Raw genomic sequence first — 15,118 nt, 5'->3', positions numbered from 1 at the left:
CGGGGCGGATAGAGCAGCCGCCGCCCGGTCAGCCGGTCAGCTGGTCGTAGGCCGGGAGGGTCAGGAAGTCGACGTATTCCGGGTCCAGGGCCGTGCGCAGCAGCAGTTCGTGGGCCTCGGTCCACTTGCCGGTGGCGAAGGCGTCCTCGCCGACCTCGGTGCGGATGGCGACCAGCTCGTCGGCGGCGACCTCGCGGACCAGTTCAGGGGTGGCCACTACCTCGGCTTCCCCGGGGGTGGCGCCTTCCAGCAGGACGCGGGTGTTGGTCCACTGCCAGATCTGGGAGCGGGAGATCTCGGCGGTCGCGGCGTCCTCCATCAGGTTGAAGATCGCCACCGCGCCCAGGCCGCGCAGCCACGCCTCGATGTAGCGGATGCCGACCTGTACGGCGTTGCGCAGGCCCTCGTAGCTGGGCCGGGCCTTGAGGGAGGCGATGTCGATGAGTTCGGCCGCGGTGACCCGGACGTCCTCGCGGAGCCGGTCCTTCTGGTTCGGGCGGTCGCCCAGCACCGCGTCGAAGCAGGCCCGGGCGATCGGCACCAGGTCGGGGTGGGCCACCCAGGAGCCGTCGAAGCCGTCGGCGGCCTCGCGGTCCTTGTCGGCCTTGACCTTCTGGAACGCGACCTCGTTGACGGCCGCGTCGCGCCGCGAGGGGATGAACGCCGCCATGCCGCCGATCGCGTGCGCCCCCCGCTTGTGGCAGGTGCGGACGAGCAGTTCGGTGTACGCCCGCATGAACGGCGCGGTCATCGTGACCGCGTTGCGGTCCGGCAGCACGAACCGCTCGCCGCCGTCGCGGAAGTTCTTCACGATGGAGAACAGGTAGTCCCAGCGGCCGGCGTTGAGCCCGGAGGCGTGGTCGCGCAGCTCGTAGAGGATCTCCTCCATCTCGTAGGCGGCGGTGATCGTCTCGATCAGCACGGTGGCGCGCACCGTCCCGCGCGGGATGCCGAGGTGGTCCTGGGCGAAGACGAACACCTCGTTCCACAGCCGCGCTTCGAGGTGGGACTCGGTCTTGGGCAGGTAGAAGTACGGGCCCTTGCCGAGGTCGATCAGCCGCCGCGCGTTGTGGAAGAAGTACAGCCCGAAGTCGACCAGGGCGCCGGGGAGCCGCTCGCCGTCCACGGTCAGGTGCCGCTCGTCGAGATGCCAGCCGCGCGGCCGGGTCACGACGGTGGCGAGCTCGGCCGCGTCCTTGAGGGCGTAGGTCTTGCCCTCGGCGGACGTGAAGTCGATCCGCCGCTCGTAGGCGTCGATCAGATTGAGCTGGCCGCCGATGACGTTCTCCCAGGTGGGGGCGGAGGCGTCCTCGAAGTCGGCGAGCCAGATCCTCGCGCCGGAGTTGAGCGCGTTGATGGTCATCTTGCGGTCGGTGGGCCCGGTGATCTCCACCCGGCGGTCGTTCAGCGCCGCGGGCGAGGGCGCCACCTGCCAGTCGCCCTCGCGGATGTGCGCGGTCTCCGGCAGGAAGTCCAGCGTCGCGGTGCGGGCGATCTCCGCCCGCCGCCGCTGGCGCAGCTCCAGCAGTTCGGCGCGGCGGGGCGCGAAGCGGCGGTGCAGCTCCCCGAGGAACGCCAGCGCCCGCGGCGTCAGCACCTCCTGCGCGCGGGCCACCTGCGGGGCGGTCTCGGAGACGACGGCCGGGGACGGCGGGCTTGCGGACATGCGGGTGACTCCTCCGGAGAGCAAGGGGGTTCCGGCGTCCGCCGGTCGCGTCCCGCCGGGCCTCCCGGCGGTGGCCGGGAGGAGGTACGCGGTGCCGGGCCGGGTCGCGATGCGGGCGCTTCTGCCCAATGGATCATAGTTTTCGCACTGCGGAAGTTCAACGTTTTGTGGCACGCCGGGCGGCGGCTTCCAGCAGCCGCAGGTCCGCCGGCGTGTCGATGTCCGCCGGGTTGCCGACGTCGCCGCACTCCACCAGCAGTGTCTGCTCGGCGTGTTCGCGCAGATACGTACGCGCGCCGCGGTCCTCGCCCGCGCTGCACGCCACCCCCGCCCAGCGGCTCGCCCCGATCAGCACCGGATGGGCGCGGCGCCCGTCGTACATCGCCGAGACCAGTGCCGACAGCAGGTCCTGGCCGGCCCGGGCGGCGGCCAGCACCCGGGCGACCGACTCGGCGCCGACCTCCGGCTGGTCCACCAGCCCGATCACCGCGGCGGCCGGGCGCGGCGGCGCGCCACCCGGCGGCGCGGGCACCGGCCGGTGCGCCTGGCCGCTCCCGAACCCCTGGGTGCGGCCCGCCAGCGACGCCAGGCCCGCCCGCAGCGAGGAGCCCATGCCCTCCTCCCAGTGCGGGTTCTCCACGACGACGCAGCCCGACAGGTCGGCCCGCTCCCGGACCTCGGCCGCCGCCGCGCCCAGCACCACATGCACCGGGCCGCAGCCGCCGGCCCGCAGCACCCCTGCCGCGTGCTCCACCAGCGGCCGGTCGCCGAACGGCAGCAGCGCCTTCGGCCGGCCGCCGAGCCGCCGCCCCCCGCCGGCCGCCAGCAGCAGACCGGCCACCTCGCCCCTCGTCTCCATACCTCCTGCATACCGCCGCCGCCCCGTCCTCGAACAGGCCCCCGGTCGGCGTGGCGCGTTCGGGTACCGTCAAACCCCGCCGGAGAGGGGACGAAAGCACCATGAGCTGCCAGACGGGTACCGACCGCGCGCGTGCGGCATCGAATTCGGCGCAATTTTCTACGGCCCTGTAGCGCGAAGGCCGCCCGGTCGCGTTTACTGATCCGCCCCGGGGGGCGAGGGCCGGAGCCGCCGGGAGCCAGTACGACTCAATGGGGCAGGTAGTACGTGGTGGTGGGGGAGACTCAGGTGCTCGACGACGACCGCGGCGGCATGGCCGCGCGGCCGGGCGGTGGCGGCGCGGGGCGGAGCGCGGCGGTGGGCCTGCATGATGCGGTGGCCTGGCTGCGGCGTGAACTCGCCGCGTACCGGCCGCTGTTACCGGACCGCGCGGTCGCCGAGGATGAACTGGAAGAGCTGGCGGCGCAGGCCGTCACGGCCGGCCGGGCCGGCATCCTGCCCGACACCGAGCGGCTGCGGCACTCTTTACTGCTGGTGGCCGCCGCGCTGGGTTCGGTCAGCGCGCTGACCGCGCCGCTGGACGCGCTGCGAGAGGCGGTGGAGACGCTGGCGCCGCCGTACCGAGGCCGCGGATGAGCGATTTCCGGCCGTTCCGGCCGGGGCGCCGCGGCGCGCGCTTGCGGGCTGGCGCATAAGCCGATCCGCCCGCGCTCGCCGACTCCGCACGCGCCGCCGACGGGCCCCCGGTCCGCCGCGTGGATGCGGCTTGCGGCGCCGCCTGGTTGTGGCTCGCGGTCCCGGCGTCCGCCGGGCCGTCAGTGCTGATGACATGGCCGGGGGGTTCCGGATCAGCCGGTCTGGGCCGGGCGGGCGCGGGATGCCCTTCGCCCGTCCGACGAGGGTGCGGGCTCGCGGTCTCGGCGGCAGCCGGGGGGAGTCCGGATGAGCGGGTCCGGTCGGGGGCGGGGGCCCGATGTCCTTCGCCCGTCCGCCGCGCGGATGCGGCTTGCGGCGCCGCCTGACCGCGGCTCGCGGTCTCGGCGTCCGCCGGGTGTCGCGGTGGTCAGGCGACCGGTGCTCCGGCGTCGCGCAGCGCCAGTGCCAGGCGGTGGGCCACCGCGTGCAGGACCGGCACGATCTTCTCGGTCGCCGCGTCGGTGACCCGGCCCGCCGGGCCGGAGATGGAGATGGCGGCGGCTGTGGGGGAGCCCGGCACGGTGACCGCGAGGCACCGCACGCCGAGCTCCTGCTCGTTGTCGTCCACGGCGTGGCCGATCGCGCGGATGCGCTCCAACTCGGCGAGGAAGGCGTCCGGTTCGGTGATGGTGCGGTCGGTCGCGGCCGGCATGCCGGTACGGGCCAGCAGCGCGCGGACCTCCTCGGGCGGCAGCTCGGACAGCAGCGCCTTGCCGACGCCGGCCGAGTGCGGCAGCACCCGCCGCCCCACCTCGGTGAACATCCGCATCGAGTGCCGGGACGGCACCTGCGCCACGTACACCGCCTCGTCGCCGTCCAGCAGCGCCATGTTGGCGGTCTCGCCCGTCGCCTCGACCAGCTCCGCGAGATACGGCCGCGCCCAGCTGCCCAGCAGCCGGGACGCGCTCTCGCCGAGCCGGATCAGCCGGGGCCCGAGCGCGTAGCGCCGGTTCGGCTGCTGCCGGACGTAACCGCAGTCCAGCAGGGTGCGCATCAGCCGGTGGATGGTGGGCAGCGGCAGGCCGCTGGTCGCCGACAGTTCGCTCAGGCCGACCTCGCCGCCCGCGTCGGCCATCCGCTCCAGCAGATCGAAGGCCCGTTCGAGCGACTGGACGCCTCCGGCGCGGTCAGCAGACACCTGGAATTCCCCCTCGGTCGGTCGCGGAAGGCTGTTTTCGCTCTGTGGAATCCTACCGTTCTTGACGTTCCCGAGAACGCTCCGCACCATGGCCGTCAACAGAACGTTGAAGCAGTCGCCGAACCGGAGGTACGAGCGTGCGGGAGCCGGTGCTGGACAGGGCTGACGGGGCCGAGGAGACCGAGGGAACCAGCCGGCGGATGCTGCGCTCGACCCGCGTGGTGACCCCGGACGGCGAGCGCCCGGCCACCGTCGCCATCGAGGGCGGCACGATCACCGCGGTGCTGCCCCACGACGCCGCCGTCCCGGCCGGCACCCGGCTGACCGACCTCGGCGCGGACGTACTGCTGCCCGGTCTGGTCGACACCCATGTGCACATCAACGACCCGGGCCGCACTGCCTGGGAGGGCTTCGCGACCGCCACCGCCGCCGCCGTGGCCGGCGGGATCACCACCGTGGTGGACATGCCGCTGAACAGCATCCCGCCCACCACCACCGCCGCCCATCTGGAGATCAAGCGGGACACCGCCCGCGGCCGGGTGCACACCGACACCGGCTTCTGGGGCGGGGCCGTACCCGGCAACACCGGGGATCTGCGGCCGCTGCACGACGCGGGCGTCTTCGGCTTCAAGTGCTTCCTGCTGCCCTCCGGCGTGGACGAGTTCCCGCCGCTCGGCCCGGCCGAACTGGAAGCGCATCTCGCGGAGTTGGCCCGCTTCGACGGACTGCTGATCGCGCACGCCGAGGACCCGGGGACGATCGGCGCGGCCCCGCAGCGATCCGGGCCCCGATACGCCGACTTCCTCGCCTCGCGCCCCCGGGCCGCCGAGGACCGCGCCGTCGCCGATCTGATCGCGCTGGCACGGCGCCTCGGCGCCCGGGTGCACATCCTGCATCTGTCCTCCGCCGGCGCGCTGCCGCTGATCGCGGCCGCGCGCCGCGAAGGCGTCCGGATCACCGTGGAGACCTGCCCGCACTTCCTCACCCTGACCGCTGAGGAAGTGCCCGACGGCGCCACCGAGTTCAAGTGCTGCCCGCCGATCCGGGAGGCCGCCAACCAGGACGCGCTCTGGCAGGCGCTGGCCGACGGGCTGATCGACTGCGTGGTCTCGGACCACTCGCCGTCGACCGTCGACCTCAAGCACAAGGACACCGGTGACTTCGCCGCCGCGTGGGGCGGTATCTCCTCACTCCAGCTGGGTCTGCCCGCGGTGTGGACCGAAGCCCGCCGCCGTGGCCACACCCTTTCCGACGTCGCCCGCTGGATGTCCGCCGGCCCGGCCCGCCTCGCCGGACTCGGCGCCACCAAGGGCGCCGTCGCCGAGGGCTACGACGCGGACTTCGCCGTCCTCGCCCCCGAGCGGACCTTCACCGTGGATCCGGCCCGCCTCCAGCACCGCAACCCCATCACCGCCTACGCCGGCCGCACCCTGTACGGGGTGGTGCGCTCCACCTGGCTGGGCGGCCGGGTGGTGGCGAGGGACGGAAGTGTGGGTACGGAGCCCGCCGGCCGGCTCATCGAACGGCCGGCCGACGGGAGTTGAGCGTCATGCCGCGCGGCGCACCCGGCGGCGGTGTGCCGCGATGAGGTCCGCGTACCGCCGGCCGCTGCCCTTGATGGTGCGCTTCTGGGTGGCGTAGTCGACATGGACCAGGCCGAAGCGCTTGTCGTAGCCGTACGCCCACTCGAAGTTGTCCAGCAGCGACCAGGCGTAGTACCCGGCCAGCGGGACCCCGCGGCGGACCGCCCGGGCGCAGGCGGCCAGGTGCTCCTCCAGGTACTGGGACCGCTCCGGGTCGTCCACCTGACCGTCGGCGCCCACCGTGTCGTGGTAGGCGGAGCCGTTCTCGGTGACGAAGATGCGGCTGGCGCCGTACTCCTCGGACAGCCGGACCAGCAGCTGCTCCAGGCCGTCGGCGTTGACCTCCCAGTCCATCGCGGTGCGCCGCACGCCCGGCAGGTAGACCGGCTTGGCGTAGGGCGCCGGGCCGGTCGGGTCGTCGGTGATGACGTTCCGGAAGTAGTAGTTCAGGCCCAGCCAGTCCAGCGGAGCCGCGATCGACTCCAGGTCGCCGTCCTTGATCGGCAGGTCGACGCCGTACAGGTCCAGCATGTCCTGCGGGTAGCCGCGCCCGTGGATCGGGTCCAGCCACCAGCGGTTGGTGTGTCCGTCGGCCCGCTTGGCGGCCGCGATGTCGGCCTCCCGGTCGGTGGCCGGCTCGCACGGGCTGAGGTTGTTGACGATGCCGATCCGCAGGTCGGAGTGGGCCGCCCGCAGCGCCTGCACGGCCAGGCCGTGCCCGACGTGCAAATGGTAGGAGGCGCGGACCGCCGCGGTCAGATCGGTCCAGCCCGGAGCCATGGTGCCCTCCAGGTGGCCGATCCACGCCGAGCACAGCGGCTCGTTGAGGGTCGCCCAGTCCTTGACCCGGTCGCCGAGGGCCTGGCCGACCACGGCGGCGTACTCGCCGAACCGCTCGGCGGTCTCCCGCTCCGGCCAGCCGCCGCGGTCCTGCTGGGCCTGCGGCAGGTCCCAGTGGTACAGGGTCGCGTTGGGCGTGACGCCCGCCTCCAGCAGGGAGTCGACCAGCCGGTCGTAGAAGGCGAGACCGGCCGCGTTGACCGCGCCCCCGCCCTGCGGGACGATCCGCGGCCACGCGATGGAGAACCGGTAGGAGCCCAGGTCCAGAGCCTTGATCAGCTCCAGGTCCTCGGCCGTGCGGTGGTAGTGGTCACAGGCGACGTCGCCGGTGTCGCCGCCCGCGACCTTGCCGGGGGTGTGGGAGAAGGTGTCCCAGATGGACGGGGCCCGGCCGTCCTCGTCCACCGCGCCCTCGATCTGGTAGGCGGCGGTGGCCGCGCCCCAGATGAAATCGGCGGGAAGAGCGCTCAGGTCGTTCACAAGTTACCTTTCGGTGGGGTTACTTGACGGCGCCGGCGGTCAGTCCGGCGACGAGGTAACGCTGCAGGGCAAGGAATCCGGCGACCACTGGCAAGCTCACCACGAGCGAGGCGGCCATGACCTGGTTCCAGTACACGTCGTTCTGAGTCGCGTAACTGCGCAGGCCCACGGCCAGGGTTCGGGTGCTGTCGTTGGTCATGATGGAGGCGAAGAGCACTTCGCCCCAGGCCGTCATGAACGCGTAGACGGACACCGCGACGATGCCGGGGATGGCAGCCGGTACGACGACCCGGAACAGCGCGCCGAACGGGCCGCAGCCGTCCACCTTCGCGGCCTCGTCGAGGTCGCGCGGGATGGAGTCGAAGTAGCCGACCAGCATCCAGATGGAGAAGGGGAGCGAGAAGGTGAGATACGTGATGATCAGGCCGAGCCGGCTGCCGTAGAGCTGGATGCCGGTGGAGTTGCCGATGTTGACGAAGATGATGAACAGCGGCAGCAGGAAGAGGATGCCGGGGAACATCTGCGTCGACAGCACGGTGATGGTGAAGAGCCGGCGGCCCGCGAAGCGGTAGCGGCTCACTCCGTAGGCCGCGAAGATCGCCACCGCGACGGACAGCAGGGTCGCGCTGACCGAGACGATCAGCGAGTTCACGAAGTAGTGCGCCAGCGGCACCGTCGACCAGATGTCGATGTACGGCCTGATCGTGAGGTGGCTGGGTATCCACTTGAAGGACCCCTGGACGTCCTGGAGGTTCTTCAGCGACGAGCTGAGCATCACGTACACGGGGATGAGTACGAACAGCAGCAGCAGCGTCAGCAGGATCCGGCGGGTCCACAGGAAGGACTTCGGCACCGCCATGGGGGACTGCTCGGCAGGCATCCTAGACATCGGCGTCGCCCCGCTTCCTGGACGTGAACAGCAGGTAGATCGCGGTGACCAGCAGCAGGAAGAGCAGCAGCAGCACGGACATCGCCGAGCCGGAGCCGAAGTTCCAGGTGATGAACGACGACTGGTAGATGTGGATGGAGATCAAGTCGGCCGGTTTCGGGGCCGATTGACCGAACATCACATACGGGGTGTTGAAGTCGTTGAACGTCCACAGGAAGAGCACCAGCACCAGCACCTGGTTCACCGGCCGCAGCGACGGCATGGTGATCTTCCGGATCTGCTGCCAGATGCCGGCGCCGTCCATCGCGGCGGCCTCGTAGAGCTCGCGCGGGATGTTCTGCAGGCCCGCCATGACGCACAGGAAGGCGAACGGCCAGCCCTTCCAGACCGAGACGATGACCAGCGCCCAGAAGCTGTTGGGGCCGATCAGCCAGAACGGCTTGTCGGAGGTGAGGTGCAGCTGGTCGTGCAGGACGTGGTTCACCAGGCCGGTCTCCTGCTGGAACATGAACGTCCAGGTGATGACCGCGGTGTAGACCGGCAGTGCGTACGGCACCAGGAAGATCGCGCGCAGCAGGGCACGGCCGCGGAAGGCGTCCTGCAGCAGGATCGCCGCGACGGTGCCGAACAGCCAGCAGAAGGCGACCGACAGCACGGTGAAGCAGCAGGTCACCCAGAACGAGTGCAGCAGCGCCTCGCCGACGGGCTGGTCGAACTTCACCGCCAGTCGGTAGTTGTTCAGCCCCGACCAGGGCGCGCTGCCCCAGTCACGGATGAAGAACTGGGTCAGCCCTTTGAAGCTGATGACGATGCCGAACACCATCGGGACGATGTGGATCAGCAGTTCGAGGATCAGCGCGGGGAACAGCAACAGATACGGCAGGCCGATCTGGCGCAGCCGTACGGGGATGCGCGGCCGGAGCCGGCCCCCGACAGCGGGCTTGCCGCTGGGGGGACCGGCCTCGGGTGCGCTCCGGGGAGGGGCGGTGGCAGTCATGAAGAGCCGGTCCTTAGGATGCGGGCATCTGCTGCTGAGCCTTGGTCAGCTCGGACTTCACGGAGGCGTCCGTGACGGCCTTGCCGGCTGCGGCGTCGGCGAACAGGTCCTTGACCGCGGTACCGATCAGCGTCTCGAACTGGGCCTCGTTCGGGACCTGCGGCAGCGGCGCGGCCGAGCTGCCGAGCACGCCGGCGAGCACCTTGAGGTCGGGGGTCTGGAAGGCGGGGTCGCTCTGCGCCTCCTTGACCGGCGGCAGCGAGCCGTAGGCACCGTTGAGGATCTTCTGCTCCGGCGTGCTGGTCAGGAACTTGACCAGGTCGACGGCGGCTTCCTGGTGCTTGCTGTTCTTGAACACCGCGAGGTTGATGCCGGCCACCATCGAGGTCACACCGGCGTCACCGGTGGCGCCCTCGGTCAGGGTCGGGACGGGCACCACGCCGTACTGGTCGGGCGTCATGCCGTGCGCCTTGATGGAGGTGGCGGCGGACTGCCACATCATCATCGCGGCCTTGCCGGTGGCGAAGTCGGTGATGGTCTGGTTCTGCGCGTACTCGGCGTCGCCCTTCGCGGCGATCTTGTCGTTGGCGATGAAGCCGACGTACTGCTTGACCGCGGCGACGTTCGCCGGGGTGTCGAAGGTCGCCTTGCCCGACGCGTCGAACCAGCTGGAGCCCCGCTGCTTGGCCAGCACGAAGGCGTGGTGGATGTTCTCCGAGCCGTTGCCGCCCTCGACCGCGAGGCCGTAGTGGCCGTCCTTGGTCAGCGCCTTGCCGTCGGAGACCAGCTGGTCCCAGGTCTTCGGCGGGGTCAGGCCGGCGTCCGCGAACTGCTTCTTGTTGTAGTACAGACCGTAGGCCATCGAGTAGATCGGCACCGCGGCCGGGGTCTGGCCGACCGCGCCGGTGGAGGCGATCGCGGCGGACGCGAAGCGGTCCTTGCCGCCGATCTTGTTGAACTCGTCGTCGCTCCACGGCAGCAGCGCGCCGGTCGCCTGCAGCGACGCGGACCAGGTGTTGCCGATGTTCAGGACGTCCGGGCCCTGGCCGGAGGTGGTGGCCGCCAGGATGCGGTTGAGCAGGTCCGCCCAGCCGACGACCTCGAGGTTGACCTTGATGCCGGTCTGCTGGGTGAACTTGGCCAGCTCGGGGGTCAGCACCTGCTTGTCGTTGTCCAGGCTGGTGCCCTGGTTGCTGGCCCAGTAGGTGATCGTCTGACCCTTGAGACTGCCGGGGTCGCTGGAGGTCTTGCCGCTGCTCTTGTCGGAGTCGCCGCCGCCACAGGCGGACAGGGTGAGACCGAGCGCGGCCACGAGGGCGGTGGCCGCGAGGAGTCTGCTGGACGTGCTGGAGGTGCGCATACCGGTTCCCTCTCAGGGGGTGGGATCGCTTCAGGAAGTGAACAGCGCCTGTGCCTTAATTCAGGCCGTGATTTAACTTGTGAGAAAAGGTGGCGTCAAGACCCTGTGCAGCGATAGATTCTCGCCGGACGGCCTGGGAGGGTGACTTGATGGCAGAGCGCGGCAAGCGGACCGTGCGTGACCTGCGGCGGGGCAACCGTGCATCGCTTCTGCGTCATTTGTATTTCGAAGGCCCCCTCAGTCGTCAGGAGTTGGGCCGGGACACCGGCCTGAGCGCAGGTTCGATCAGCAACGTCGTGGGTGAGCTGATCGCCGACGGCATGGTCGAGGAAGCGGGGGCTGTCGAGTCCGACGGCGGCCGGCCCAGAATCCTGCTCCAGGTCGCGGCCGGCTTCGGCCATGTGGTCGGCGTGGATGTCGGCGAGACCCGGGTCCGGGTCGAGCTGTTCGACCTCGCGCTGACCGAACTGGCCTCCGCCGACCTGCCGTTGTCCGACAGCGGCCACGATGTGGACCATGTGGTCCGGCTCGCCCTCGAAGGCATCGGCACGGTGGTGCGCGAGGCGGGCGTCGACGACAGCGAGGTGCTCGGCGTCGGCATCGGCGTGCCCGGCATCGTCGAGCAGGGCGACCCCGAGGGGAGCCCGCCGGGTGAGGGCACGGGCATCGTGGTGCACGGCCAGACCATCGGCTGGGACGCGGTCCCGCTCGGCCGGCTGCTGCGGGCCGGCACCGCCCTGCCGCTCTACATCGACAACGGCGCCAAGACCCTGGGCCAGGCCGAGATGTGGTTCGGCGGCGGACGCGGCTCGGGCAATGTCGTCATCGCGCTGATCGGCTCCGGCGTCGGCGCCGCCGTCGTGGCCGACGGCAGCCCGTACCACGGCGCCAGCAGCAGCGCCGGCGAGTGGGGCCACACCACCCTGCGGGTCGGCGGGCGGACCTGCCGCTGCGGCTCCCGGGGCTGCCTGGAGGCGTATGTGGGCGCCGAGGCACTGCTCGGCCGCTGGCACGCGGCGCCCGAGGGGGTCAGCGAGGAGAGCGGGCTCGCCGCCCTGCTCGCCGCCGCCGACCACGACCCCGAGGCGGCCGCGCTGCTCGACGAGGCGGCCGAATACCTGGGGGCCGGCATCGCCGACCTGATCAACCTGTTCAACCCGCAGCGCATCGTGATCGGCGGCTGGGCCGGCCTGCTGCTCGGCCCCCGGCTGCTGCCCGCGGTCCGCGAGGTGGCCGCCGCCTACGCGCTGCGCCACCCCTGCGCGCAGACCTCCATCGAGCTGGGCCGGCTCGGCGCCGACGCGGTCACCGTGGGCGCCGCCACCCTCCCGCTGGCCCGCTTCCTGGACACCGGCGGCGAGCGCCCCGTCCGGGTGCCCGCCCCGCACAGCGGCGCCGGGGACGGCAGCCGGACCGAGCGCCCCGAGGCCTTGCGGAACCGAATCGCGCGCGCGGTACGTTGATCCGGCGGTGCGTCCCCGGTCCCGCGCACGTCGCCCGACGTGGGTCCGGCGCGGCTCCGAAGGGGCGCCGACCTCGTCCCCGAGCACGCCCTAGGAGCCCGCTGTGACCCTGCAGCAGCAGATCGTCGGCAACGCCATGCAGATGGCCATCTGCACCCTCAGCCCGGGTCAGACGGTGTACTGCGAGGCGGGCAAATTCCTCTTCAAGACCTCCAACGTCACGATGGAGACCCGGCTCGGCGCCCCCGGCAGCCGCCCCGCGGGCGCCCCCGGCCAGCAGGGCGGCGGCGGCATGGGCGGACTGCTGCGGCAGGCCGTCGGCACCGCCATGCAGGTCGGCCAGCGCGCGCTGGCCGGCGAATCCCTGGCCTTCCAGTACTTCACCGCCACCGGCGGTGAGGGCACCGTCGGCTTCGCCGGGGTGCTGCCCGGCGAGATGCGGGCCCTTGAGCTCAGCGGGTCGCGGGCCTGGTTCGCCGAGAAGGACGCCTTCGTGGCGGCCGAGTCCAGCGTGCAGTTCGGTATCGCCTTCGCCGGCGGCCGGCAGGGCATGAGCGGCGGCGAGGGCTTCATCCTGGAGAAGTTCACTGGCCGCGGCACCGTGATCATCGCGGGCGCCGGCAACTTCATCGACCTCAACCCGGCGGCCGACTTCGGCGGCCGGATCGAGGTGGACACCGGCTGCATCGTGGCCTTCGAGGAGGGCATCCAGTACGGCGTCCAGCGCATCGGCGGCCTCAACCGGCAGGGCCTGATGAACGCCGTCTTCGGCGGCGAGGGGCTCTCGCTCGCCACTCTGGAGGGTGATGGCCGGGTGATCCTGCAATCCATGACACTGGAGGGGCTCGCCAACGCGCTGAAGAAGGCGCAAGGTGGGGACAAGCAGGGCCCGACGGGCGGGATGTTCTCCACCCACGTGGGGTGACTCATGTGGAGGACCTCGTGGGGTCCGCACACATGCGGTGAGACCCGCCCTCCCGCCGGACGGGACGACCTGGCGGGAGTGAGCGATGTCACATGGCCGGTCGGGGTATTGGCCCGGGCGACGATCTACGCGGGATGACCCCGCGGCCCCAGCGGTCTCATGCTCCCCCCAAGTCACGGTGAGGTGACGCTGCGGCTTCCTCTCCCGTCCGCGCCGCCCGCTACGGGTAGCGTGCTGACCCCGTGCAGCGCGACGCCGCGCCGCACCCCCTCCGCGCAGACCCCGAGGAAGGTGGGCGATCAGCCGTGTACCGCTGGGAGATCACCCGGGCCGCACTGGCCCAGCGGGTATTCGCCACCATCCGCAGCGAGAGCTACGACCAGGCCGCGGCGACCGCCGACACCCTGCTGTCCGCCGGGCTGACCACGCTGGAGATATCCCTCACCACGCCCTTCGCGCTGGAGGCCGTGACCACCCTGGTCCGCGAGGTCGGCGACGACGCGGTGATCGGCGCCGGGACCGTACTGGACGAGGTGTCCGCCCGGATGGCCATCGAGGCCGGCGCCCGCTTCCTGCTCTCGCCCAACCTGGACGAGCAGGTGCTGCGCACCGGCCACCGCTACGGGATACCCGTCTTCCCGGGCGTCTCCACCCCCACCGAAGCCGTCCACGCCATGGAACTGGGCGCCGACGCGCTCACCCTCTACCCGGCCACCGCCTACACCCCGGACTGGGTGATCGACGTCCGCGCGATCATCCCGCAGGCGGCGCTGCTGCCGATCGGCGGGATCACCGTGGCGGACGCCCCGCACTGGGTCGCCGCGGGCGCCGTGGCCGTCGGGATGGGCTCTTCGCTGACCGGCGGCGACCGGGAGACAGTCACCAAGCGGCTCACCGAACTGCTGGAGAGGCTCGCCGACGTGCGGTGAGCGGAGTTTGCGTACCGAGGGGCAAGCGGATGAGCATCATCGAGACCATCGATCTGTCCGGATACGGCAAGGAGTTCATCGCCGACCCCTACCCGGTCTACGCCAGGCTGCGGGAGCAGGGGCCGCTGCACCACGTCAACACCCCGGCCGGCGGCGAGATGTGGCTGATCGTCGGCTACGACGAGGCCCGCGCCGTGCTGGCCGACCCGCGCCTCAGCAAGGACTGGCGCACCCTCGTCCCCGAGCCCGGCGACCTCTATGTCATCAGCGCCAATATGCTGGAGTCCGACGCCCCGCAGCACACCCGGCTGCGCAAGCTGGTGGCCCGCGAGTTCACCGCCCGGCGGATGGAGCAACTGCGCCCGCGCGTCCAGCAGATCACCGACCGGCTGCTGGAGGCGATGCTGCCGCGCGGGACCGCCGACCTGATCGAGGCGCTGGCCTTCCCGCTGCCGATCACCGTCATCTGCGAACTGCTCGGCGTACCCGACCTGGACCGGGCGATGTTCAGCGCGCTGTCCCGCAAGGTCATCGGGGAGAGCGCCGGTTACGAGGAGGAGGCCGCGGCGGCGGCCGAGATCGGCGCCTACCTCACCTGCCTGATCGGGGACAAGCGGCGCCACGGACCGCAGGGCGACCTGCTGAGCGACCTGATCCGGGCCCGCGACGAGGAGGGCGACCAGCTCTCCGGCGAGGAACTGGTCGGGATGGCCTTCCTGCTGCTGGTCGCCGGCCACGAGACCACCGTCAATCTCATCGCCAACGGCGTGCTCGCGCTGCTGCGCCATCCCGACCAGCTCGCCGCGCTGCGCGCCGATCCGGGGCTGATGGACGGCGCCATCGAGGAAATGCTGCGCTACGAGGGGCCGGTGGAGAACGCCACCTACCGCTTCACCCGCGAGCCCACCGAGATCGCCGGCCGGCTCATCCCGGCCGGCCAGGTGGTGACGGTCGTCCTCGCGGCCGGCAACCGCGACCCCGGCCGCTATCCGGCCCCGGACACCTTCGACATCCGCCGCGAGCCGCGGGCCCACCTCGCCTTCGGCCACGGCGTCCACTACTGCCTGGGCGCTCCGCTGGCCCGGCTGGAGGGCCGGATCGCCATCGGCTCCCTCCTGGAGCGCTGCCCCGAGCTGAGGCTGGACGCCCCCGCGACCGAGCTGCGGTGGCGGGCCGGGCAGCTCATCCGGGGGGTGCAGCGGCTGCCGGTACGGTTCTGACCCGGCGGGCGCGGGGCGCTGAGCGGTCGGCCGGGCTCACGGCGCCGGCGCCGGGCCGGGGCGTCCGGTGCCG

Annotated in this window: 13 protein-coding genes; 6 read left to right on the top strand and 7 right to left on the bottom strand. The window is 71.7% G+C overall.

What is annotated here, in order from left to right; genetic code table 11:
* Window positions 1–28: 28 nt before the first annotated feature.
* Together aceB and ACFO3J_RS06110 are read right to left on the bottom strand one after the other, a co-directional pair.
* Window positions 29–1,666 carry a malate synthase A gene (aceB, locus tag ACFO3J_RS06115; protein WP_386426859.1) on the bottom strand — a complete coding sequence of 546 codons (1,638 nt, stop codon included), beginning with the start codon at window positions 1,664–1,666 and terminating at the stop codon, window positions 29–31.
* Window positions 1,667–1,823: 157 nt separating this feature from the next.
* Window positions 1,824–2,525, bottom strand: a complete 702-nt coding sequence (locus tag ACFO3J_RS06110) for a nucleotidyltransferase family protein (RefSeq protein ID WP_386426857.1) — start codon at window positions 2,523–2,525, stop codon at window positions 1,824–1,826.
* A gap of 273 nt (window positions 2,526–2,798) precedes the next feature.
* On the opposite strand from ACFO3J_RS06110, the gene ACFO3J_RS06105 reads away from it, so the two are divergent.
* Entirely contained in the window at window positions 2,799–3,161 is a 363-nt protein-coding gene (locus ACFO3J_RS06105; protein ID WP_386426855.1) for a DUF5955 family protein, read from the top strand.
* Between the two features lie 427 nt (window positions 3,162–3,588).
* Here ACFO3J_RS06105 and ACFO3J_RS06100 read toward each other — a convergent pair whose 3' ends face one another.
* Window positions 3,589–4,359 carry an IclR family transcriptional regulator gene (locus ACFO3J_RS06100; protein ID WP_386426853.1) on the bottom strand — a complete coding sequence of 257 codons (771 nt, stop codon included), beginning with the start codon at window positions 4,357–4,359 and terminating at the stop codon, window positions 3,589–3,591.
* Window positions 4,360–4,559: 200 nt separating this feature from the next.
* On the opposite strand from ACFO3J_RS06100, the gene allB reads away from it, so the two are divergent.
* The gene (allB, locus tag ACFO3J_RS06095; RefSeq protein ID WP_386426938.1) at window positions 4,560–5,903 is read left to right on the top strand and encodes an allantoinase AllB; all 1,344 of its coding nucleotides are present in this window, start codon (window positions 4,560–4,562) and stop codon (window positions 5,901–5,903) included.
* A gap of 3 nt (window positions 5,904–5,906) precedes the next feature.
* Here the strand turns inward: allB and ACFO3J_RS06090 are convergent, their stop codons facing one another.
* From ACFO3J_RS06090 to ACFO3J_RS06075, 4 genes are read right to left on the bottom strand one after another with little or no spacing between them, the layout of a single operon-like run.
* Window positions 5,907–7,262: a GH1 family beta-glucosidase gene (locus ACFO3J_RS06090; RefSeq protein ID WP_386426851.1), complete on the bottom strand. Its 1,356-nt coding sequence runs from the start codon at window positions 7,260–7,262 to the stop codon at window positions 5,907–5,909.
* A gap of 19 nt (window positions 7,263–7,281) precedes the next feature.
* A complete protein-coding gene (locus ACFO3J_RS06085; protein WP_386426936.1) occupies window positions 7,282–8,121 on the bottom strand; it encodes a carbohydrate ABC transporter permease in 840 nt (279 codons plus the stop codon).
* A 22-nt stretch (window positions 8,122–8,143) separates the two neighbouring features.
* Entirely contained in the window at window positions 8,144–9,148 is a 1,005-nt protein-coding gene (locus tag ACFO3J_RS06080) for a carbohydrate ABC transporter permease (protein WP_386426849.1), read from the bottom strand.
* A gap of 13 nt (window positions 9,149–9,161) precedes the next feature.
* Complete coding sequence (locus ACFO3J_RS06075) at window positions 9,162–10,508, bottom strand: ABC transporter substrate-binding protein (protein ID WP_386426847.1); 1,347 nt, start codon at window positions 10,506–10,508, stop codon at window positions 9,162–9,164.
* Window positions 10,509–10,657: 149 nt separating this feature from the next.
* Here ACFO3J_RS06075 and ACFO3J_RS06070 point away from each other — a divergent pair, with 149 nt between their 5' ends.
* The 4 genes from ACFO3J_RS06070 to ACFO3J_RS06055 all read left to right on the top strand — a co-directional run bounded on the left by ACFO3J_RS06070 (window position 10,658) and on the right by ACFO3J_RS06055 (window position 15,045).
* A complete protein-coding gene (locus ACFO3J_RS06070; protein WP_386426845.1) occupies window positions 10,658–11,971 on the top strand; it encodes an ROK family transcriptional regulator in 1,314 nt (437 codons plus the stop codon).
* 103 nt (window positions 11,972–12,074) lie between these two features.
* On the top strand, window positions 12,075–12,896 hold the full coding sequence (locus tag ACFO3J_RS06065; protein ID WP_386426843.1) for an AIM24 family protein: 822 nt from the start codon (window positions 12,075–12,077) through the stop codon (window positions 12,894–12,896).
* 305 nt (window positions 12,897–13,201) lie between these two features.
* Window positions 13,202–13,825, top strand: a complete 624-nt coding sequence (locus tag ACFO3J_RS06060) for a bifunctional 4-hydroxy-2-oxoglutarate aldolase/2-dehydro-3-deoxy-phosphogluconate aldolase (protein ID WP_386426841.1) — start codon at window positions 13,202–13,204, stop codon at window positions 13,823–13,825.
* A 29-nt stretch (window positions 13,826–13,854) separates the two neighbouring features.
* On the top strand, window positions 13,855–15,045 hold the full coding sequence (locus tag ACFO3J_RS06055; RefSeq protein WP_386426840.1) for a cytochrome P450 family protein: 1,191 nt from the start codon (window positions 13,855–13,857) through the stop codon (window positions 15,043–15,045).
* The last annotated feature ends 73 nt before the right edge of the window (window positions 15,046–15,118 follow it).

Origin of the sequence: Streptomyces polygonati (assembly GCF_042650325.1) — a bacterium.
Lineage (GTDB): Bacteria > Actinomycetota > Actinomycetes > Streptomycetales > Streptomycetaceae > Actinacidiphila > Actinacidiphila polygonati.
This window is presented reverse-complemented; position numbering and strand designations above follow the sequence as displayed.